Origin of the sequence: Gordonia sp. 'Campus' (assembly GCF_022206305.1) — a bacterium.
Classification (GTDB): Bacteria; Actinomycetota; Actinomycetes; order Mycobacteriales; family Mycobacteriaceae; genus Gordonia.
Genome location: NZ_JAKOIW010000011.1, coordinates 190066 through 211199, shown reverse-complemented (window position 1 = coordinate 211199; position 21134 = coordinate 190066). Strand labels below are relative to the sequence as shown.

Sequence of the window (21134 nt, the reverse complement as noted above, 5' to 3'; positions counted from 1 at the left end):
CTTGGCACACTGGCAGTCGTGGCCACCGGACAGACAACCCATACGGATCCGACCCAAAAGGATCCGACCCAGGCAGATCACACCGAGCACCGCTATGTGCTGACGCTCGGCTGCCCCGACCGCACGGGCATCGTGGCCCGCATCTCGACCTTCCTCACCGACGTCGGCGGCTGGATCACCGAGGCGGCCTACCACTCCGACGAGGAGACCGGCTGGTTCTTCACGCGTCAAGCGATCCGCGCGGATTCGGTGTCGTCGAGTCCGGAGGAGCTGCGTGCACGCTTCGCCGCCGAGGTCGCCGACCAGCTCGGACCCGACACCGAGTGGCGACTCACCGACTCTCGGGCCACGAAGTCCGTCGTGCTGCTGGTCAGCAAGGAAACCCACTGCCTCCTGGACCTGCTCGGTCGGGCGCACCGGGGCGAACTTCCGGCCGCGATCCGCGCGATCATCGGCAACCACCGTGAACTCGAGGATCTAGCAACGCGTTTCGGCATTCCCTTCCACCACGTCCCGTTCGCCGGGGAGCGCAAGGCCGAGGCCTTTGCCGAGCTGGGTCGGATCGTCGAGGGTTATCAGCCCGACGCCGTGGTGCTGGCCCGGTTCATGCAGATCCTGCCGCCGCAGCTCTGCGAGGCGTGGGCCGGTCGCGCCCTGAACATCCACCACAGCTTTCTGCCCAGCTTCATCGGCGCGCGCCCCTACCATCAGGCGTTCGCGCGCGGAGTCAAGCTGATCGGTGCCACCTGCCACTACGTGACGGCCGATCTCGATGCCGGACCGATCATCGAGCAGGACGTCGTACGCGTCGATCACGGCGACTCCGTGGCCGACATGGTCCGGCAGGGTCGGGACATCGAGACCCTCGTCCTCTCACGGGGGCTGCGATGGCACCTCGAGGACCGTGTACTCGTCCACGGCCGCAAGACCGTCGTGTTCAACTGACCGTCGTCATCGCCGACACACCGGCCTGCAGACGACCGCACTTTTCTGATCACGTGAAACGCGAAACGCCCCGCGACCGAGGTCGCGGGGCGTTCCGAAGTGTGCGTCGACTTACGACGGGTCTGTGGGCTGTTCGCCTTCGAGCGATCCGGTGACGAGATCGCCGAGGACTTCTTCGATGACACCGGTGACAAGTTCTCCCATGATTACTCCTTCGTCTTTTGGTGAGATCTTTCGATACAAACCGTCCGCTCTCACCCGTGCGTCGGCTCGTTTCCGACGTTACATATCCATTTCGGAAATGTCTGCCCGTGCGCGCCGATCACTCGGCAATCGTGGGCAAAACACATGTCGGTGATTCCGCGAAGCCGCAGGTGAGCGGGGTCGGGAAGAATTACGACCAGAAAGACGAAAAATTGTTGCCGATATTCTGATTGCATCGTCAATGCAACGATATTGCTGTTTCTGGGCAGACAAAAGGTTCGGCAGTCGTCTCCGCACAGCGCGTCAACGACTGCCGAACCGGTGGAACTGCAGCGATGCCGACACGCGGAGGGGATGCCGCGTCGGCATGAACTGTGTCAGTCGGCGTCGCCGCCGAGGGAGCCGCCGCCGATCGATCCGGAATCTCCGAGTCCACCGAGAATCACCTCGATGGCTCCCGTGATCGCTCCGGTGATGCCGCCGTCCACTATTCCTGCCATGGTCGTCCTCTTTCGCCAGTGGTGAGATCATCTGTGCAAACCGCCCACTCTCACATGCGGAACGGCTCGGGGGCGACATTACAGAGCGATCACGGGACTGTCATTCAATAACCAAAACTCTCAGTTTAACAATCGCAGGAGCATTTCTAACCGAAGCGCAAATCCGACACACGAACCGGGTTGTCGCGAGAAAATCGAGGGATCTGACATTCCTCAGCGACTTCGACCCGATTCTCCCGACGAATGTGCTGATATACGGATATGGGGACTTCGCAGGCGGTCGGCACGACCGTGCGCCCGCTGACAGACGACGATCGGCCGGCTGCGCTCGACCTTCTCGGCCCGGAGATGCGCGAGGTACCGGTGTACCGCTGGCTGATCGGCGAGGACGCCCCCGACGACGCCTACCGCTGGTATGCCGACGTCCTGTTCACCGATCTCCTGCCCGGCATCCGGGGCATGTTCGCCCAGGACGGCCGGCTGATCGCGCTGATCGCGGTCGCCGAACCCGACCACAGCGCGCAACCGGTCGGCGACGAGCTGGCTGCGCGGTCGCAGTATTACGTGACCGCGCTGCCCGGCTTCATCGCACGATTCCGCGAACTACAGCAGAGGTCGGCGGCGTGCGTGGTGCCCGGAGCCGTGAGCATCGTGTTCGCGCTGGTGCACCCGGACCACCGCCAGGCCGGTTCACTCACCGGTCTCATGGAACCGGTGCTGACCGCCGCACTGGGCAACGGAGCACGGGTCACCACCAGTACCGCCGACCAGCACATGGCCGACGTGTACATCCGGAAGTGGTCCGGACCGCACTGGTCCGGTCGGATCTACGACGAGTTCACGCTCACCGACGGGCCCACGGTGTGGTTCGTCGAGGGTCGGCCCCGTCAGACGGAACAACCACCCGACTGACCCTGCGATCCACCGGTCATCTCGCTGGTCAGTTGCACGTCCGAACCGCTGATCGCGAACTCCAGTCCGGTGTCGGTGACCTTGAGCGAGTCGACCTGCACCTCGTCGAAGAAGGGCCCGAGCGACGACGTCGTGACCTGGTCGACGATCTGCTGGGCGAAGTCCGGCGGGATGCCGAAGACGAGTGCACTGGCCTTGACCACCTGGAACTCGACGCGACCGTCGGTGACGACCGGCTTGATGGTCGCCGACACCGGCACCTGGAAGACCATGACGGGGAACGCGGCCTGCACCTCGAAGGTGCCGTCGGCGGCGCTGCCGGTGATCTGCTCGACCGTCGCGGCACCGGCAGCGGTACCGGTGCTCTGGCCGGAACTCGCGGCCTGTTCCTTGCTGAGTTCGACGATCCGCTCGTACGGGATGAAGCCGGTGCCGTTGAGACTGCGGATGTCGGTGGCGGTGTCGCTGCCGGAGATGCCGTCGGCCCGCATGTGCAGTCGCACACCGCCGGCCTTGTCGTCGGTGTCGACCTGGACGAACGGGATGTCGCCGCTGCCCTGCAGCACGATCGGTTTGCGACTCAGCGACACCTCGGTCGGCACGCCCGTGAGACCGCTGAACGACTGCTCGAGACAATCGGTCACCTTGTTACGCAGGTATAGTTCGCTGCCCACCGCGGCGATGACTCCCAGCAACAGCACACCCACCACGCTGAAGGCGATGATCTTGCGGGTGCTGCGCTTCTTCCGCGGCGAGGTCCTGACCGGTCCGCTTCCGGGTGCTCCCGGAGGTGCCGCATCGACGGGGCCGGAACCGTAGGGCTCGTCGCCCGGTCCGAACTGTGTGGTGGCCGGCTTCTGGCCGCTGCCGAAGTCCGTGGTCTCGGCATCGGCGGGCGGAACCTTCGAATACGCCTGCGCGCCGGGGACGATCGGGTCGGTCGGGAACTGCTCGGTCGGTGAGTGCTCAGGTGCGGCCTGAGACGGCCCGGACTGTTCTGACGCGGCCTGGTCTGGTCCGGATTGCTGTGGGGCCGGCTGCCACTCGTCGCCTGCGTCTCCCGGTGCGGGGTCGATGCGATGGGTCGGGTCGACGGGATCGTCCCCGGATGAAGAGTCGGGGCGGGGCGTATTGCTGTCGCTCATGGTTTCCGTCCTCGGTCGTCGGACTCGCGGAGCCGCGCGTCGGCTGTTGTCAGGTCGGTGTCCACCGCTCCGCCGACCGGCAGGTGTCGCTCGTTGGCGAGGACTGCCAGTTGTCCACGGGCCTTCTCGACCAGTGCTAGGTCGAGGTCGTGCACGTCGATCCGGATGCTATCCGGATACGCGGCGACCAACGTACCGAATGGGTCTGTGATTTGGCTGTGTCCGATTCCGGTCGGTGCGGCCGACGCCGCCACCTCCTCGTCGGGCGGCACCGCCTGGCCGACCGCGACCACGAATGTCGTCGAATCCAGGGCTCGCGCCGAGGACAGCACCTCCCACTGACGCAGCTTGCCGGGGCCCGAACCCCAGGAGGTCGGTACCACGATGACCTCGGCGCCGCGTCGGGCCAGGTGCGTGAACAGTGCCGGGAATCGGATGTCATAGCAGGTCGCCACCCCCACGGTGACCTCCCCGACCCGAAAGGTGAGCGGCTCGTCGCCGGGCGCGACGTTCTTGGATTCGGTGAAGCCGAAGGCGTCGAACAGGTGGATCTTGTGGTAGCCGACGCGGGTACCGTCCGGTTGCGCGACGAGCACGGTGTTGCGGACCCGTCCGTCGCCGGACGGGGTGAACATGCCGGCCACGACGGTGACACCCGCCGACGCCGCCACCTCCGACACACCGCGCGCCCACGGGCCGTCGAGGTCTTCGGCAATGGGCTTGAGCGGCACACCGAATCGGCACATCGTCGCTTCCGGGAACACGACCAGTTCCGCACCGCGCGCCGCGGCGTCCTCGGTCGCTGTCCGCAGGGTCGCCAGATTGGCGTTCGGATCGTCGGTGGAACTGATCTGGGCCATGGCCACACGCATGTCCGTCACAGTAGCGGTGCCACCGTCGACCACGGGACGGTCAGCAGATTGTCGGAGGTCCGCCGCCGAGGCACCGCACACTCGACGCCACGATCCCGCAGCAACCCGAGTGCCGAACGCCAACGGACCCGCGGGCCGTACACCGCGAGAGGTGCGGCGACATCCCAGCACTGGTCGGCCAGCGCCAGCAGATCGTGCACCTTCTCGCCCGGAACGTTCCGATGGATGAGCGCCTTCGGCAACCGCTCGGCGAGGTCCGACGGCCGCGTCGAGTGTTCCGGTGACCAACTCAGGGTCAGACTCACCGGCCCGCCGGTGTCGAGGAGCACCCAGGTGCACCGTCGGCCGATCTCGTCGCACGTACCCTCGACGATCACCCCGCCCGGCGCGAGGGCGGCGCGCATCCGTGCCCAGGCCGCCTCGACCTCGTCCTCGTCGTACTGCCGCAGCACGTTGAACGCGCGGACCAACCGTGGTCGCAGACCACCCAGCTCGAAGCCGCCGACCCCGAACCGCACCCCGTCCCGCGGTTCGACGACGCGCTCGGGATCGATCTCCAGGCCCACCATCTCGAGGTCCGGCGCGACCCTGCGGAGTCGCCCGGCCATCTCGACGGTCGTGTCGGGGCGGGCGCCGTAGCCGAGGTCGACGACGAGGGGACGTGGGACATCGAGCGCGGCTGTCACGGCGGGCTCATGGACCATCCAGCGGTCGACCCGACGCAACCGATTGATGTTCGTCGTGCCCCGCGTGATCCGGCCGTATGGTCTGCGCCCGGGCCTGCTCTCGCTCCGAGCCTCCTCGCTGCGCTCGTACCTCACTACGCTCGTCGATTCTCACTCGGCAACCCGGCCGACGGTCTGCGCCCGGGCCTGCTCTCGCTCACGGTGTGCGACCGAGACGGCTCACAAGTTCTTGTCGACCCAGTCCTTGGCGTACTCGGCCTCGGCGCGGAAGAGGTCGACGAGGTTGATCAGGATCATCTGCTCGAGCTTGCCGTTGACGAAGGGCACGAAGACCTTGGCCTCACTCGTCCGACGGATCGTGCAGCCTCCGTTGTCGGTGGGGAACAGCTCTTGCCAGCCGTTGAGACTGCCCGGACCTGCGGGGATCGACGCGTTGTAGGTGCCCTTGGTGTTGTCCGGATCGAACGGTCCCAAGGACTCCTCGCGGGTGATGACCATGTCCTTCTTCATCACCGTCTGCGCGAGCGATGGGAGCTGGTCCCGCCCGATGGTCTGCTTGAGCACCACCCGGATACCCGTCTCGTCGGAGACGAAGGAGTCGACCTCGCAGTGCGGCGAGATCATCTGGAATCCCGCCATCATGTCGTCCCAGTACTGCTTGATGCTCTGCGCTTGGTAGAGCTTCTCCGCCGGCTGGGTGTAGCGAGCGGAGTAGCTGAGCCGTCGTGCCATGCAGACAGGCTACGTCAGCGGGTTTTCGCTCTCCCAGTCGACGGTGTGTCCACGCTCGGCGTCGAGCAGCGCGGACAGCTCGCTGACCACCGACTTCTCGATCTTGCCACCGAACACCGGGATGTTGACCGACACCTCGGCGCGGTTGTCGGTGTCGGCCGGATCACCCGTGGTGAGCGTCGTGCCCGTCACGTTCACCGGGACCGGCGCGCCGTCGACGGTCGCATGTGTCTCCCCCTCGATCCGGTCCCCGACCAGCCGATACGTGTTCTTCCGCGGGATGCGCAGGTCGCCGGGCATGATCTTGGTGACCGCAGACGGAAGCTTCTCCGCCGGGATGCCCTGCTGGATCTCGACGGTGACGGTGTCGGCGCCGATCGTCACCTTGTCGACGTGCCCGTGGCCGGAGTTCATCCGCTCCACCAGGTCGTGCCAGTACTTCTCTGTCGTGTAGATCGCCCACAGTCGCGCGGTGGAGAAGGGATAGGACACCGTGTGCTGCAGCTTGCTCGCCATGAGGTGCACGCTACCGGGCGACGGTTAACGTTGAGGGCGTGACCGACACGCAGGCGCCGCTGAGCGCGCCACTTGCCGAGCTGACCACGCTGCGTCTGGGTGGACCCGCGCGCGAGATCATCCGCTGCGACGACACCCGCGGCATCGTCGAGACCATCCTCGAGCTCGACGAACGATCCGAACCCGTCCTCGTCGTCGGTGGCGGTTCCAATCTGGTGATCGCCGACGCCGGATTCGACGGCACCGCCGTCGTGTTGGCCAGTGCCCGCGTCGAGTTCGGAGCCGGCCGGGAGTCCGGCCGCACCTACGTCGTCGCCGATGCCGGGGTGGGCTGGGACGACCTGGTGTCCGCGACGATCGAGGCCGGGTACGGCGGCCTCGAATGCCTGTCCGGCATCCCCGGTGCGGCGGGTGCGACCCCGGTGCAGAACGTCGGGGCCTACGGCGTGGAGGTCGCCGACATCCTCCGGTCGGTACAGGTACTCGACCGGCGTTCGGGAAACCTCCGCTGGGTGTCCCCCGGCGAGCTCGGGCTGGGCTACCGGACGAGCAACCTCAAGCACCGCAACGACTTCGTGGTCGTCGCGGTGTCCTTCTGGTTGAACGACGACCACGCGAGCCAACCCATCCGCTACCGCGAGCTCGCCACCCGGGTGGGCGTGGAACCCGGGGAACGTGTCGACGCCCGCACCGCCCGCGAAGCGGTACTGGCCCTGCGTCGCGGCAAGGGCATGGTGCTCGACGCCGACGACTTCGACACCTGGAGTGCCGGTTCGTTCTTCACCAACCCGATCGTCCCGGGCGTCGAGGCCGCCTCGGTACTCGAGCGCATCGCCGCGCGCGTCGGGGACGACGTCGCCATCCCGGCATATCCCGCCGGCCCTGATCCCGCGAACACCGACGACGCCCCGTCGGCGATCAAGCTGTCGGCCGGTTGGCTCATCGAGCGGGCAGGATTCCACCGCGGCCACCCCGGCCCGGACTCCACCGTGCGACTGTCGACGAAACACACTCTCGCACTGACCAATCGGGGCGGCGCGACCACCGCGGCACTCCTCGATCTCGCGCGGGAGGTACGAGACGGTGTCGTCGACGCGTTCGGCGTTGCACTCCGGCCCGAGCCCGTGCTGGTCAACTGCACGCTCTGAGCGCAGCTGGGCTTCAGGACACGCGTTCGGTCTCCCCCGAACTCTCTGCGACGACCTGGTCGAGCAACTCGTTGAATCGCTCGGCCGCCTCGATGCTGGACATGTGGCCCACACCGTCATAGACGACGAGGTCCCGCAGAGAACCGTTGCGCCGCAACATCTCCGCCATCTGTTCGGCATGCAGCCGGGGGGTCAGCCGGTCCTCGGTGCCGACGACCACGGTGGTGGGCACCGTCAGCGCCGCGAGGCCGGCGGTGACGTCCAGTTTGCCCATCGCCGAACCCCATCCGGCGCGCGCACGCGGCGGGCAGGCACCGATCATCTCGTCGACGAAGTCGACATGGGCTCGCCGGGCATTGGGACCGAGCGCGATGTAGTGCGAGAAGCGGACACCGTAGGACGTCTTGGGGATCGGGACCGGCACCGAGGTGATGAGCTTCGACACCGCGGGGGCGAACGGTTTGGCGTAGACGGGCAGGTCCACCGGGATCAGCAGGTGGTTGTCCATGACCGCCTTCGCCGCCGTGGAGACGAGCACGACCGACGAGACGCGCGATTCGATCTTCTCGGGATGCTGCGCGGCCCAGGACATGATCGTCATCCCACCCATACTGTGGCCCACCAGGATCGCACGGCGACCCGCGGGGACCGCGGCCTCGATCACGGCGTCGAGGTCCTCGCCGAGCATCGCGACCGTCGGGCGCCGCCGACCGCGCTCACTGCGCCCGTGGCCGCGCTGGTCGTAGACCACCACGCGCCGCACTCCGCCTTCGGAGGCCGCCAGGTGATTGATCTGCGGATACCAGTACGCGGTGTTGCAGGTCCAGCCGTGCACCATCACGATGACGTCGCCGGTGTCGACCGAGGCGGGGTCGGTCGAGGCGGGGTCGGCGGTGTCGCCGTAGACCTCCACGTTGAGCAGGGTGCCGTCCGGCGTGCGGACCCCGAGCCGCTCGGGAGCATGTCGGGGTTCGGTGAGCAGATCGTCAGGTCCGTCGTCGACCGCGGCTTCGGCGCGTAGCGCTTCTCGTGCGAGGCCGGCGAGGATGGTACCCACCCCCAGGCCGACGATGCCTGCTCCGACGGCGGTGGCTATGCCACCCGCACTGGCCAACGACTTCGTGTTCACCGGCACTCCTCACCTGTTCGGGGCCGACATGACCCCGTGCGGCGCCGAGTCCGGCTCAGCGCCCCGTATCGGTGTTCAATGTACCAATGTCCGTTGTCTCGTAGTCCGTCTGTGCCTGGTCTGACGACGCCTGGCCCGACTGGTCCGGCTCCGGCTCATCCAGATCGGGCTGTTCGTCGTCGGACACGATCGACGGGGGCACCTCGGCGTCGAAGTAGGTGGCGGCCTCGCCGATCGCCTTGGAGATCTGATCGTCCAGCGCCTTGCGGAAGGTCGTCTCGACGATCTCGTGCGCTATCGGCCGCACCGTCTGGATGAGATCGGCCATCTCGCTGACGCCCGCCTCGCCGAGGTCCGGGAGGTTCTCGTCGAAGTACCGGTCGGTGATGATGGAGACGAAGCTCGTGGCCACGTCTTCCAGATCCTCCTGCACCCGCACCCAGCGGTCGAGGAGGACGTCGATGTCGATGCCCCGTTTGACCAGGATCTCCGCGCCCTCGAGGAGTTCGGGGTTGCGGATCGCGTAGTGCGCCCCGTCCTTGGCCAGCAGACCGAGCTTCTGGCTGAGCGCGATGGACCGGTCGCTGGCGTTCAGCGTCTTGCGCAGCTCGGTGATCGTGATGGTCGCGGCACGTTTGAAGTTCCGGAACCGACCACCCTTCGGGTTCCCGCGCAGGATCTGTTCGACGCGCATCCCGTGGTGGGCGGCGTGGAGGAGCTCGCTGATGGTGGCGAAGGTGTAGCCGCGCTCGAGCATCCTGGAGATCAGGTTCAACCGGACGAGGTGCTGGTCGGAGTACCAACCCGCCCGGCCCCGGATCGTGGGCGGCGGGAGCAGTCCGCGGTCCTGATAGACCCGGATGTTGCGAACACTGACCCCCGAGGCCTCCGCGAGGTCATTGATCCGATATTCCGCCACGACGCGTCAGGCCCTTTTGCTGAACCAGGACTTGCCCTGGACGTCGTCGACGCGTTTGCGCACGTCGACGAGGTAGACGAGCATCGCGACCACGCCGATGATGCCCAGGAAGTTCACCGCCCCGAAGAACCAGATGAACAGGGTCGCGGCGGCGAGGATCGACACCCAGATGACCTTGCTCTGCCGGTCCACCGCCGGGAAGGCGTCCGGCCGCTGGATGGCCGCATGGATCAGCGCGACGGTCGAGGCGATACCCGCGACCACCGTCAAGGTCAACATGATCAGACTCTGGCCATATGCCAATACGCTGAAGAAGTCCACGTCGAACACTGTAGCCGCGCCGGTCGGGTTTGCTGCGACACCCTACGACGCGAACCGCTCATCTGGCCGATCAGCCGTCACTCCGCGCTCGGGGACGCCTTCTTCGCCGGTGCCTTCTGTGCCGAGGCCTTCTGGGCCGGTGCCTTCTTGGCAGGCGCCTTCTGCGCCGAGGTCTTCTTGGCGGCGGCCTTCTTGGCGGCGGTCTTCTTGGCGGGAGCCTTTTCGGCGGGACTTCCGGTCGCGGCGGCCTTCTGGGCCGGAGCCTTTTGGGCCGGAGCCTTCCGTGCGGCGGTCTTCGTCGGCCCAGCCTTCTTCGCGCCCGGCGTGGGTGTCTGCGACTTCTCCGCGGACGCCTTCTTGGCTGGTGACTTCTTGGCAGGTGACTTCTTGGCGGCGGTCTTCTTGGCGGTGGCCGTCTTCTTGGCGGCGGCCGTCTTCTTGGCACCAGCCCGTTCGGCCGCACCTCGGACGGCCGCGGCCTTCTTGGTGGCGGCCTTGGCGGGCGCCACCTTCTTGGCGGCAGTCCCTGCCCCGGTCGCCTTCTTCGCCGGCGCCTTCTTGGCCGGCTGCGTCGCAGGTGCGGTCGCGGCCTTGTCAGGTGTCGTCTTCTGGGGAGTCGCCTTCTGAGGAGTTGCCTTCTGGGGAGTCGCCTTCTGGGGAGTGACCGGCGGTTCGGGCGCCTTGTCCACCGGCGCCCGGTCGACGGCCGCCTTGACCTCGGCGATCTTGGCCGCAGCCTTCGGCGGGAGCTCATCGGTCGCCTGGATTCCCGCACCTCTCGGAGCCTCGGCATCATCGGCGTCGCCGTCGGTGCGGTTGGCCAGCTTCAGCGCACGCTCGCCGACCGCGCGTGTCTGTTCGGAGATCGTCCCCAACGCTTCCTCGGTGAGCCCGACGGCGTCGTTGTACACCTTCTCGAGCTTCGGCAGATTCTCTCCGACAAGCGGCTGCGACTTCAGCTTCTCCACGGCCTCGTCGCGTCGTTCCGACAAGGCGGTCAGCAAACCGGCCGCCACCGCGAGGTACGCCTCGGCGACCTTGCGCAGCTCCTCCGGCGAGAACCTCGCCCTCAGTTCCTCTATCTCCGCGGGCAATTCGACCGGCAGGGCCGACAGTTTGGTCCTGGCCTCCTCGAACAGGGCCAGCGCCGTGGCCAGAGCCTCGTCGAGCCGTGCCTGCGCATCGTCGCGCGTGCCGGCGATCCTCGACTCGATGATGGACTGCGTACTTCCGACCGTCTCCGCAAGCCTCGACTGGGTGGAACCGACAGTCTCGGCAAGCTTCGATCGGGCGTCGTCGACCCGCGCCTGAGTGGAACCGACAGTCTCGGCAAGCCTCGACTGAGTGGAACCGACAGTCTCGGCAAGCCTCGACTGGGCTTGTTCGCCGGCGGCCTCGCCGCGTTCACGCACGTCTGCGAGCAAGGCAGCAACCTGCCCCACGGCTGTCGTCAACGGATTCTCGCTCATCAGCTACTCCCTGCCGGTCGACTCGATCGTGTTCTCTTTGCGGAATGACTCGTAGATCTCCAGCAACATCTGCTTCTGACGCTCGTTGATGGAGTCATCTGCGATCAGAGCATCACGGACCGGACTCGCGGGCCGTTCTTCGAGAATCCCTGCCCGGACGTACAACACCTCGGCAGACACGCGCAGTCCCTTGGCGATCTGGGCGAGCACCTCGGCCGACGGCTTGCGCAGTCCGCGTTCGATCTGGCTGAGATACGGATTGCTCACACCGGCCCGTTCCGCGAGCTGACGCAGCGAGACCTTGCCCGCGACACGCTGAGATCGGATGAACGCGCCGATGTCCTGAGCGGCGTTGGCCACGGCCTCGACCGCTTCGACGGCGATCGCGGTGGTGGCGTCGCCGGACTCCTCGGAGTCGGAATCCGCTGTCGTCTCCCGTGATTCGACGGCGCCCTCCGCGTCGAGGGACTGCTCGTCCTTCTCGGACTGCATCAACGCTCCGTTCGTGTGGGCTCACCGGTGCCGTTCGGCCGTCGGCCGACTTCACCGAAACGGGCCGGGTGACCACATGCGGCCCGTTCTCCCAGTATCAACACCACTGCTAACCCGTGCAAGCACACAGCTAATGCGCGGGGCGTCCCTGCCGTGGGCGGCGCTCAGGAGATGACCCTCACGAGAAGATCAACACCGACGTCGAGTAGATGACCAGTCCGGCCAGCGCACCGACGACGGTGCCGTTGATCCGGATGAACTGGAGATCGCGCCCCACCTGGAGTTCGATCTTGCGGCTCGTGTCGTCGGCATCCCAGCCGCGGACCGTCTCGGTGATGACCGAGATGATCTCCTGCGAGTAGTTCGCCGCGACGTGGTGCGCCACCCGCGCGACCCAGCCGTTCATCTTCTCCTGCAGCGGGCGGTCGTCGCGGATCCGCTCGGCGAGCTGGATGATCGAGTCCGACAACGTGTTCCGCAGGGTGCTGTTGGGATCGGAGAGCATCTGCTCGATGACGGCCTTGCCGGTCTTCCACGCCGTCGACGCGGCGCCGGTCACCTCGTCGCGCCCGACCAGTTCGAGCTTGATGGTCTCGAACTTCTCGATCATGTCGGGATCGTGCTGCAGGTCGTTGGCGAACTTCTCCACGAATTCGTGCATGGCCCGGCGCATCTCGTGGTCCGGGTCGACCCGCACCTTGTAGGTGAAGTCGACCAGTTCGCGATGGATCCGGTCGCCCACGAGGTTGTTCACGAACTTGGGCGTCCACTGCGGGCCGTCGCGGTCCACCACCCGGTCGATCAACTCCTGGCTGCCCAGTGCCCACTCGTGGGCGCGATCGCACAGCATCTGGAAGACCGGCTCCAACCGGTCCTCGGCGATGAGCTGTTCGAGGATGCGTCCGGTCGGTGGCGCCCACTGCGGTTCGGCCGCCCACTTCAGCGCTGCCTGGATGAGTTGCTCGACGTCCTCGTCGCGCAGCATCTCGGCGGCGAGCTTGATCGCCCGTGCGGCTTCGCCGCTCACCCGCGGTGCGTTGCGCGGGTCGGCGACCCACGTCGACAACCGTCGCGGCAGGTCCAACTGCTCGGCGCGGTAGACCACCACGTCGGGCGTCATGAAGTTCTCCTCGATGAAGCCCCCGAGTTGATCTCCGATGTCGTCCTTCTTCTTCCGGATCAGGGCCGTGTGGGGAATCGGGATGCCCAGCGGATGACGGAAGAGGGCGGTCACCGCGAACCAGTCGGCCAGCGCACCCACCATTCCGGCCTCCGACGCCGCCCGCACGTAGCCGACCCACGCCGCCACATCGGTGCCGTCCCGATGCTCGAGGTAGCGGGTGAACAGGTAGACGATCGCGGCGAACACAAGGAACCCGGTCGCCACCGCCTTCATCTTGCGCAGATCTTTGCGCCTGCCCGCGTCGCCGGCGCCGTTCTCACCGAAACCGGGCGAGGACGCCTTTGCCGGCGGCCCCTCGTGCTGACCGGCGACTCCTGGGATGACTGTCGATGCCATGGGACCAGTGTCACCCATCGAGCGACTACGCTGGCTGCGTGATGGCCAACCGCCCCAAACCAGCGGCCGCCGCGCGCGCAGCAGTGGCGGCCGCGGCCAATGTGACGCGCGGTCTCGAACAGGTGCTGACCTCGGTGACCGAGTCGGTCGCCGAGACCGGGGCCAAACCCGACGGACGCAAACAGCGCTGGGAGAAGCACAAGCTCGCTCGACGCACCGAACTCACCGACGGTGTCATCGCCGCGGTCCGCGACCTCGGCGCCGATGTGGGCATGGACGAGATCGCCGCACACATCGGCGTGTCCAAGACCGTCCTGTACCGCTACTTCACCGACAAGAGTGACCTCGGTGTCGCCACCACGGCACGCTTCTTCGAGACCACCATCTGGCCGCGGCTGACCGAGGCGATCGCCGACGACGTCGACGAGTACACGCTCACGCACACCATCATCGGGGTGTACGTCCACGCCGTCGACGACGAGCCGAACCTGTACCGGTTCGCACTGGCCAGTTCTCCGACCTCCTCGCCGGCTCCCGCCGACTCCGTCCGGCTGGTCACCCAGCTGGTCATGAGCAGCATCCAGATGCGCATGGCGGAACGGGGCGCCGACACCACGGGCGCCGAGCTGTGGTCGCACGCGCTCGTCGGGGGGATTCAGCACGTCGTCGACTGGTGGATGTCCAATCGCACGCTCGACGCGGACGAAGTCGTGGATTATCTGACCATGATGGTGTGGAGCGCCGTGGTCGGCGTGTGGAAGGTCAACGGTTCCCGCGAGGCGTTCGTGGCGGCTCCGCCGACGCTCTTCGACGCGTCCCCCGACGCTCCCGGGCTGCCGTGAGCCGCGTCGCGCTCGTGACCGGCGGAAGCCGGGGAGTCGGGTTCGGGATCGCGCGTGCACTGGTCGACGACGGGTGGACCACGTATGTCACGTCACGCAAGGGCTCCGGCCCGGACGGCGCTGTCGCTCTTGCCTGCGATCACACCGACGACGAGTCCGTCGCCGCGGTGTTCGAGGAGATCTCTACGACAAGCGGACGACTCGACCTGCTCGTCAACAACGCTTGGGCCGCACCACGCGGCTTCGGCGGATTCTCGGATCCGTTCTGGCAGCGGCCGGTCGACGACTGGGACACCCTCATCGGCGTCGGACTCCGAGCGCACTACGTGGCCTCGGTGCACGCGGCCCGCATGATGACCGTCGCCGGCAGCGGCCTGATCGCCAACATCTCCTCGTTCGGTTCGCGTGGCCACCTGCACTCGGTGCTCTACGGCATGAGCAAGACCGCCCTGGACAAGATGGCGGCCGACATGGCCGTCGAGCTCGACGGCACGGGCGTGAGCGCGGTGTCGTTGTGGCTCGGTCTGATTCGCACCGAACTCCTGCTGTCGCTCGGGGTCGAGGAGTTCGCCGGCTTCTCCCTGGCCCGCGCCGAGGACCCCGAATTCGTCGGCCGGGTGATCGCGCGCCTGGCCTCCGACCCGCAACTGCCCGGCCTGAGCGGGCGCACACTCGTGACCGCTGAACTCGGCGAGGGTTACGGCATCGTCAACAACGATGGTGCACAGCCGGACTCACATCGCGATGCGTTCGGTGGCGGGCCGTTGTTCCCGCCACCGGCCACCCCCTCCGCAGGCCGGGAGACATCGGCATGAGCAACGGTTGGTCCATGCCCGCGGTCGACGCGTTGCGCGCGAGCGCCATCGGCCCGATCGCCGACTTCGACGCCGACACGACCCCGGGATTCCGTGGCGACAAGGACGCGGGCACCCGGCTCCTGTCCGAGCGGGGCGAGGTGCTCGCCGATCTGCAGGAGTTGTTGTACGCCAACGGCCGATCGGGTGACCACCGCTCCGTACTGCTCGTCCTGCAGGGTATGGACACCGCAGGCAAGGGCGGGATCGTGCGTCATGTCGGGGGCATGATGGACCCCCAGGGCCTGACCGTCCGGGGTTTCGGAAAGCCCACGAAAGAGGAGCTGCAGCACGACTTCCTGTGGCGCATCCACCGAGCCCTTCCGCCCGCCGGGCGGATCGGGATCTTCGATCGGTCCCACTACGAGGACGTCCTGCCCGTGCGCGTGCACGGACTGGTGCCTCGATCCGAGTGGGAGAAACGCTACGAGCTGATCAACAAGTTCGAGTCCGACCTCGTCGCGTCCGGGACGACGATCATCAAGTGTTGCCTCGTCGTCTCCAAGGACGAGCAGAAGAAGCGGCTCACCGAACGGCTCGAACGACCGGACAAGTACTGGAAGTACAACCCGGGAGACATCGACGAGCGCGGTTACTGGGACGACTACCTCGAGGCCTACCAGGCGGTCTTCGACCTCACCGACCGCGACGCCGCCCCCTGGTTCGTCATCCCCTCCGACCACAAGTGGTTCGCGCGTCTCGCGGTGTGCGAACTGCTGATCCACACACTCTCGGCCCTCCGCCTGGATTGGCCGGCAGCCGATTTCGACGTCGAGGCCGAGAAGAAGCGGCTCGCCGCCGCCGACTGACGTCGACCGTGCGTCGATTCCCGTCGACCGTGCGTCGATTCCCGTCGACCGTGCATTAATTTCCGTCGACTGTGCGTCGATTCCCGTCGACCGTGCGTCCATTCCCGTCGACCGTGCGGCCGAGACCGTCGAGTGCCACCACCCCACAGCGCTGGCCGAACAGGTGAAGTGCGCAGCGACGAGCCGTGCCTGACCCGCCGCTGAACTCACCTCCTGCGTAGCACTCCGTGCGCAAACAGACCCACGACGAGGGCCCAAAAGGCCCCGCCGATGCCGGCGAAGGTCACACCCGCCGCCGCGGTCACGAAGGTCAGTGCCGCCGGTATGCGGAGTTCCTCACGGTCGAATGCCCCGGTGATGGCAGCGACGAAGGTCGCCAAGAGGGCCAGTCCCGCAACGGCTTCGAGCAACCCGTCCGGCGCGATCGCGGTGATCGTCACCAGCGCCCCGGACAGCACGGCGAGCACGAGGCTCGTCGAACCCGTTGCGACACCGGCGATCCAGCGTCGTGACCGGTCTGCGCCGGCCTCCGGTCCCGCGGCCAGCGCAGCCGAGAGTGCCGCGAGGTTGATCGCGTGACCACCGAACGGCGCGCCGATGACCGTTCCCGCTCCGGTCACGAACATGGCCGGGCGCCAGGGAGTTTCGTAACCGAACGATTTCAGCACGGCCACCCCCGGCACGTTCTGCGATGCCATCGTGACGAGGTAGAGCGGTACCGCGAGTCCGACGACGGCCGCGGCGTCGAAGCTCGGTGTCGTCCAGGCCAGTCGGGGCAGCCACGAGGCGGTCGCCCAGCCGTCGTATCCGTCCAGAGCGAGGTTGACGCCGATCGCGATCAGCGCGGTGGCCAGCGCCAGCGGCAGAGCCCATCTGGTGAGCCATCGCATCGCGAGCAGCCACACGATCAGGATCGGCAGCGTCGACCATGGTTGCACGGCCAGGGATTTCATCGGCGCGAGGCACAGGGAGAGGAGTACCCCGGCGAGCATCGCCTGCGCGATAGGCGTCGGGATTCGGCCGATCAGGTCACCAAGGGCCGGCACGAGGCCCGTCGCGAGGACCAGAACGCCGACGAGCAGGAACGCGCCGACCGCCGCGGACCAACCGCCTTGGTAGGACGTCCCCATCGACGCCAGGAGCGCGGCCCCCGGCGTCGACCACGCCAATGTCACCGGACGGCGGGTGCGCAGCGACAACAGGATCGTCCCGAGACCGAACATCACCGTGAGCGCGAGCAGACCCGACGCGGCCTGAGCCGGCGAGGCTCCCACCGCGCGCAGGCCGGTGACCACCACGACAAAGGACGAGGTGAATCCGACGAGCGACGTGACGACGCCGGCGATGATCGGCTCGCTTCGCGCCGACGATCCGGGACTGGTCATGCCGCGAGCATAACCGGTATCGTTCCGTAAACAGAACACACCCAGGCGGCCCCGACAGGACAGTGACCACGACGATGACCGACGGCGAGGACCGACGACGCTCGGTCGGCACCCGGATCACCACCCTGCGCCACCGTCGCGGGCTGTCCCTGTCCGCGCTGGCCCGGGAAGCCGGGATCGGCAAGGGCTCACTGTCCGAACTCGAAGCAGGCCAACGAAATCCGACGCTGGACACCCTCTATGCGGTGGCCGGGCCCCTCGGCGTTCCGCTGACCGCCCTGCTCGGCGAGGACACGGGCACCGAGGGCGCGAGTCCGCACCTGTCTGCCCGCCTGCTGCATGTCGAGCACCACGACGACGGGTCGGTCACCGAAGTCTTCTGGCTACGCGTGACCCCGGGCGGGATCCGAGAGTCCCCCGCGCACGGCCCAGGCGTCGTCGAGCATGTCCACGTCGTCAGCGGCCACCTGGTCGCCGGACCCGTCGGCGACGAGCGCGCCGCGGGGCCAGGCGAATCACTGCAGTGGCTTTCCGATGCCGCGCACACCTACCGCAGCGACGACGGTGCCCTCGCAGTCCTCACCATCCGTTCGCCCTGACGGCCGCGGGAGGGTCGGGCATGACGCGATGGATCCGAATCGACGCCGTCTGCGTCGAACAGAGATGATCAGTTACCCACTGGACCGGCACGGTCTCATCCGCCGTGGAGACGCTCTCGAAGCAGCGTTCTCCGACAACCTACTCGCGTCAGCAGTTGCCGCCGGCCATCTCATTCGCCTCGTTCCCGGCGTATTCGTCTCGAACTCCGACGGCTTCGCCGGGCATGACGGTGCCCAGGAGTTGCACCGGCTCAAGTCGATCGCGGTCGCGACCTCCCAGACCACGACGGGACCTACGCTGCCGTTGAGTCATGCCTCCGCTGCGGCCGTGCTCGGCATCCCGTTGCTGAAGCCGGACACTACGCGGGTTCACGTCACCAACGGCAAGATGGCCGGCGGTTTCATCGCCACCCATCGCCACGTTCACGCGGCACCCCTGTCGGACGATGAGCTCGTCGTCGTCGACGATGTGCTCGTCACCTGCCTGGAGCGGACCGCCGTCGATGTGGCCTCCGGAGGCGACTTCGCACAAGCGCTCACCGCATTCGACCAAGCGCTGCGTGCAGGTGCCGATCGAGAGGTCATGGACACGATCCTCACATCGCGTCGTCGGCAAGGCGGAAGAGTTGCGCGCCGCGCTCTGGTCCTCGCCGACAAGGCGGCCGAGAGCGTCGGCGAGTCCTGGAGTCGCGCGCAGATGATCGACGCGCACCTGCCGACGCCGCGCCTACAGCACGAGTTCCGTGGGCGGAGCGGCGTCTATCGCGCCGACTTCGACTGGGAAGGCAAGCTGGTGGGCGAGTTCGACGGGATGGTGAAGTACGGCCGGTTCCGGGAAGCCGGCAAGACCGTTGCCGACGTGATCGTGCAGGAGAAACTCCGCGAAGACGAGATCCGGGCACTCGGTCCGATCGTCGTGCGCTGGACCTGGGCGATACTCGAAGACGGTTCGTTCCTCGACCTGCTCCGCACCTGGCTCGTGGATCTCGAACTCATGCCCGCCCTTCCCGCGTCGCCACTTCCGTCGCGCTGATCAGATCTGATCAGCGCGACGGAGACACGGCCGCGGGAGGCGGGCACCCGATCCGAAACGACCGACGCCCCCGCACAATGGCGGGGGCGTCGGTTCGACTGCGCCAGAGACTACTTGGCAGTGGTCGGCTTCTTGACGGGAGCCTTCTTGGCGGGCGCCTTCTTCGCGGTGGTCTTCTTGACCGCGGGGACGGAGGTGTCCTTGGCCTCGGCGACCTTCTTGGCCGGCGAGGACTTGGCGGCGCGGCCCTTGGCCTCGACGGTGCCTGCGGCGCCGTCGATCTCCTTGGCTGCGTCGTCGGCCTGCTCCTTGACGTTGCTGCCGGCTTCCTCGATCGCGACGGCGACGTCCTCGACCTCTTCGCTCACGCGGCCGGCCAGCTTCGCGGCACGGTCACCGACGAGGCGGGTCTGCGTGGAGACGACGCCCAGGGCGTCCTCGGTCAGGTCGACCGCGTCGTTGTAGACCTTCTCGGCCCGCGACAGGTTCTCCTGGACGACCGGCTTGGTGCGCAGGCGCTCGAGAGTGGCCTCGCCACGCTCGGCGAGCGAGGTGTACAGGCCGTAGGCCTTCTCGACGTAGGGATCGGCGAGCTTCTTGAGCTCGTCGGCGGTCAGCTTGCCGCGAAGTTCGTCGAGGTCGCTGGGGACCTCTTCGGACAGCGAGCCGATGCGCGTCTTGGCCTCGTCGAAGCGCGACTGCGCGGTCTCGGGCAGCTCGTTGATCCGCGTACGGGTCTCGGTCAGGCGGGCCTCGAAGCGCGACTGAGCGGTCTCGGCGGCCGCCTCGGTGCGCTCACGCAGCTCGGTGAACTTCTCGGTGACCTGCGCGACGGCAAAGTCACCGGCGCCGACTGCGGCGTAGAGGGGGGCATAGTTACGTTCGGTGGTGGTCACGCTGGACTCCTTCGGTCGGGTCACCAATCGCGCTGCAGCACATGCGGTCTCGCTGATCTCGGCATCGTCGCCGGGCGCATGTCGGAGAGTTCCGTCGCCTGTCGCCTTGAAACGTCCGGTGTCGCAAGCCGATTGGTCTCAGGCTCGTCACCGCGCGAGAAAAGGGAACCGCGGCGCCATCGGTATTGGTGTTTCCGTATTCCAGTATCCACGACGTGCTAGCAAATGCAAGCATCTTGCTAACACTCGTGACTCAGCTCACGTCGAATACGACGATTCGGGCGTTGACGTCAGGCGTACTGATAGAAGCCCTGGCCTGCCTTTTTGCCGAGCCGTCCGGCCTCGACCATGCGCAGCAGCAGCGGAGGAGGTGAATAGAGGGGCTCCTTGAACTCCTCGTACATCTTGTCGGCGATGGCCTTGACCGTGTCGAGACCCACGAGATCGGCCAGTTTGAGCGGTCCCATCGGGTGAGCACACCCGAGAACCATGGCCTTGTCGATGTCGTCGACGGTCGCGAAACCGCTCTCCACCATGCGGATGGATGACAGCAGGTACGGAACCAGGAGCGCGTTCACCACGAACCCGGAGCGATCGGCCGAGCGCACGACCTGCTTGCCCAGGACGTCGTGGGCAAAGGCCTCGGCCCGCTCACCGACCTCCGGGGTGGTCATGAGTGTCGTGACGAGCTCGACCAGAGGGAGCACCGGCACCGGATTGAAGAAATGCAGCCCGATCACGCGCGAAGCGTTCTGAGTTGCCATGCCCAGCTTCATGATCGGGATGGAGGAGGTGTTGGAGGCGAGTATCGCGTCCGGATCACGGACGACCTTGTCGAGTTCGGTGAAGATCCCGGTCTTGATGGCCTCGTCCTCGACGACGGCCTCGCAGACGAGCTGACGATCGGCGAAATCGCCCAGGTCAGAGGTGAAACGCAGACGCGACGACGCTTGTTCGCGCTCCCGTGGGGTCAATTTGCCACTCGACACTCCTCGGTCGAGCGACCGCAGCACCCGGTCACGACCGGCGATGGCGAGTTCTCTGGTGAACTCGTAGACGAGCACATCCGCGTGGGCGCGTGCGCACACCTCCGCGATTCCCGCGCCCATCTGTCCTGCCCCCACCACGCCGACGCGGGAGATCTTCTGGCTTGCCATGTCGGCTCCTCGAATGGAAAGTTCTACACGACAACCGATCTCGCGAGAAC

General features: G+C 66.9%; 23 protein-coding genes. 8 read left to right on the top strand and 15 right to left on the bottom strand.

Features of this window, described 5'->3' with window-relative positions; translation table 11 throughout:
- Positions 1 to 9: 9 nt before the first annotated feature.
- Positions 10 to 945, top strand: a complete 936-nt coding sequence (gene purU, locus MAY35_RS13880) for a formyltetrahydrofolate deformylase (protein WP_374237955.1) — start codon at positions 10 to 12, stop codon at positions 943 to 945.
- A 581-nt stretch (positions 946 to 1526) separates the two neighbouring features.
- Here purU and MAY35_RS23285 read toward each other — a convergent pair.
- Positions 1527 to 1649 (bottom strand): hypothetical protein, encoded by a 123-nt coding sequence (locus MAY35_RS23285; RefSeq protein WP_281063134.1) that lies wholly within the window; start codon positions 1647 to 1649, stop codon positions 1527 to 1529.
- Between the two features lie 261 nt (positions 1650 to 1910).
- Between MAY35_RS23285 and MAY35_RS13875 the strand changes: the two genes are divergently transcribed.
- Positions 1911 to 2561, top strand: a complete 651-nt coding sequence (locus MAY35_RS13875; RefSeq protein ID WP_238421871.1) for a hypothetical protein — start codon at positions 1911 to 1913, stop codon at positions 2559 to 2561.
- Here MAY35_RS13875 and MAY35_RS13870 read toward each other — a convergent pair.
- The 5 genes from MAY35_RS13870 to MAY35_RS13850 form a co-directional block, all read right to left on the bottom strand.
- Positions 2537 to 3706 carry a hypothetical protein gene (locus MAY35_RS13870; RefSeq protein ID WP_238421870.1) on the bottom strand — a complete coding sequence of 390 codons (1170 nt, stop codon included), beginning with the start codon at positions 3704 to 3706 and terminating at the stop codon, positions 2537 to 2539. The genes MAY35_RS13875 and MAY35_RS13870 overlap by 25 nt on opposite strands.
- Positions 3703 to 4578 carry a carbon-nitrogen hydrolase family protein gene (locus tag MAY35_RS13865; RefSeq protein ID WP_238421869.1) on the bottom strand — a complete coding sequence of 292 codons (876 nt, stop codon included), beginning with the start codon at positions 4576 to 4578 and terminating at the stop codon, positions 3703 to 3705. Before MAY35_RS13865 ends, MAY35_RS13870 begins: the two co-directional genes overlap by 4 nt.
- A 5-nt stretch (positions 4579 to 4583) precedes the next feature.
- Positions 4584 to 5282 carry a class I SAM-dependent methyltransferase gene (locus MAY35_RS13860; RefSeq protein ID WP_238421896.1) on the bottom strand — a complete coding sequence of 233 codons (699 nt, stop codon included), beginning with the start codon at positions 5280 to 5282 and terminating at the stop codon, positions 4584 to 4586.
- 201 nt (positions 5283 to 5483) lie between these two features.
- Positions 5484 to 5996, bottom strand: a complete 513-nt coding sequence (locus tag MAY35_RS13855) for a DUF2505 domain-containing protein (RefSeq protein ID WP_238421868.1) — start codon at positions 5994 to 5996, stop codon at positions 5484 to 5486.
- A 9-nt stretch (positions 5997 to 6005) separates the two neighbouring features.
- A complete protein-coding gene (locus MAY35_RS13850) occupies positions 6006 to 6512 on the bottom strand; it encodes a DUF2505 domain-containing protein (RefSeq protein WP_238421867.1) in 507 nt (168 codons plus the stop codon).
- A 38-nt stretch (positions 6513 to 6550) separates the two neighbouring features.
- Here MAY35_RS13850 and MAY35_RS13845 point away from each other — a divergent pair, with 38 nt between their 5' ends.
- The gene (locus MAY35_RS13845; RefSeq protein ID WP_238421866.1) at positions 6551 to 7660 is read left to right on the top strand and encodes a UDP-N-acetylmuramate dehydrogenase; all 1110 of its coding nucleotides are present in this window, start codon (positions 6551 to 6553) and stop codon (positions 7658 to 7660) included.
- Positions 7661 to 7673: 13 nt separating this feature from the next.
- On the opposite strand, the gene MAY35_RS13840 is transcribed toward MAY35_RS13845, so the two are convergent.
- The 6 genes from MAY35_RS13840 to MAY35_RS13815 all read right to left on the bottom strand — a co-directional run bounded on the left by MAY35_RS13840 (position 7674) and on the right by MAY35_RS13815 (position 13509).
- Positions 7674 to 8789, bottom strand: a complete 1116-nt coding sequence (locus tag MAY35_RS13840; protein WP_238421865.1) for an alpha/beta fold hydrolase — start codon at positions 8787 to 8789, stop codon at positions 7674 to 7676.
- 55 nt (positions 8790 to 8844) lie between these two features.
- Positions 8845 to 9708 (bottom strand): MerR family transcriptional regulator, encoded by an 864-nt coding sequence (locus tag MAY35_RS13835; RefSeq protein ID WP_238421864.1) that lies wholly within the window; start codon positions 9706 to 9708, stop codon positions 8845 to 8847.
- 6 nt (positions 9709 to 9714) lie between these two features.
- The gene (locus MAY35_RS13830; RefSeq protein WP_238421863.1) at positions 9715 to 10038 is read right to left on the bottom strand and encodes a DUF2516 family protein; all 324 of its coding nucleotides are present in this window, start codon (positions 10036 to 10038) and stop codon (positions 9715 to 9717) included.
- A gap of 68 nt (positions 10039 to 10106) precedes the next feature.
- On the bottom strand, positions 10107 to 11498 hold the full coding sequence (locus MAY35_RS13825) for a heparin-binding hemagglutinin (protein ID WP_238421862.1): 1392 nt from the start codon (positions 11496 to 11498) through the stop codon (positions 10107 to 10109).
- 3 nt (positions 11499 to 11501) lie between these two features.
- Positions 11502 to 11990 carry a helix-turn-helix domain-containing protein gene (locus tag MAY35_RS13820; protein WP_238421861.1) on the bottom strand — a complete coding sequence of 163 codons (489 nt, stop codon included), beginning with the start codon at positions 11988 to 11990 and terminating at the stop codon, positions 11502 to 11504.
- 178 nt (positions 11991 to 12168) lie between these two features.
- Positions 12169 to 13509: a DUF445 domain-containing protein gene (locus MAY35_RS13815; protein WP_238421860.1), complete on the bottom strand. Its 1341-nt coding sequence runs from the start codon at positions 13507 to 13509 to the stop codon at positions 12169 to 12171.
- A gap of 41 nt (positions 13510 to 13550) precedes the next feature.
- On the opposite strand from MAY35_RS13815, the gene MAY35_RS13810 reads away from it, so the two are divergent.
- From MAY35_RS13810 to MAY35_RS13800, 3 genes are read left to right on the top strand one after another with little or no spacing between them, the layout of a single operon-like run.
- A complete protein-coding gene (locus tag MAY35_RS13810; RefSeq protein ID WP_238421859.1) occupies positions 13551 to 14351 on the top strand; it encodes a TetR/AcrR family transcriptional regulator in 801 nt (266 codons plus the stop codon).
- On the top strand, positions 14348 to 15166 hold the full coding sequence (locus MAY35_RS13805; RefSeq protein WP_238421858.1) for an SDR family NAD(P)-dependent oxidoreductase: 819 nt from the start codon (positions 14348 to 14350) through the stop codon (positions 15164 to 15166). Before MAY35_RS13810 ends, MAY35_RS13805 begins: the two co-directional genes overlap by 4 nt.
- Positions 15163 to 16014 (top strand): polyphosphate kinase 2 family protein, encoded by an 852-nt coding sequence (locus tag MAY35_RS13800; RefSeq protein WP_238421857.1) that lies wholly within the window; start codon positions 15163 to 15165, stop codon positions 16012 to 16014. The genes MAY35_RS13805 and MAY35_RS13800 overlap by 4 nt, the downstream gene beginning before the upstream one ends.
- Before the next feature lie 206 nt (positions 16015 to 16220).
- On the opposite strand, the gene MAY35_RS13795 is transcribed toward MAY35_RS13800, so the two are convergent.
- Complete coding sequence (locus tag MAY35_RS13795; protein ID WP_238421856.1) at positions 16221 to 17399, bottom strand: benzoate/H(+) symporter BenE family transporter; 1179 nt, start codon at positions 17397 to 17399, stop codon at positions 16221 to 16223.
- Positions 17400 to 17473: 74 nt separating this feature from the next.
- Here MAY35_RS13795 and MAY35_RS13790 point away from each other — a divergent pair, with 74 nt between their 5' ends.
- Both MAY35_RS13790 and MAY35_RS13785 read left to right on the top strand, forming a co-directional pair.
- Entirely contained in the window at positions 17474 to 17998 is a 525-nt protein-coding gene (locus MAY35_RS13790; protein WP_238421855.1) for a helix-turn-helix domain-containing protein, read from the top strand.
- A gap of 64 nt (positions 17999 to 18062) precedes the next feature.
- Complete coding sequence (locus tag MAY35_RS13785; protein ID WP_238421854.1) at positions 18063 to 19031, top strand: hypothetical protein; 969 nt, start codon at positions 18063 to 18065, stop codon at positions 19029 to 19031.
- 110 nt (positions 19032 to 19141) lie between these two features.
- Here the strand turns inward: MAY35_RS13785 and MAY35_RS13780 are convergent, their stop codons facing one another.
- Positions 19142 to 19927 (bottom strand): heparin-binding hemagglutinin, encoded by a 786-nt coding sequence (locus MAY35_RS13780; RefSeq protein WP_238421853.1) that lies wholly within the window; start codon positions 19925 to 19927, stop codon positions 19142 to 19144.
- A gap of 290 nt (positions 19928 to 20217) precedes the next feature.
- Positions 20218 to 21084: a 3-hydroxybutyryl-CoA dehydrogenase gene (locus tag MAY35_RS13775; RefSeq protein WP_238421852.1), complete on the bottom strand. Its 867-nt coding sequence runs from the start codon at positions 21082 to 21084 to the stop codon at positions 20218 to 20220.
- Positions 21085 to 21134 lie beyond the last annotated feature (50 nt).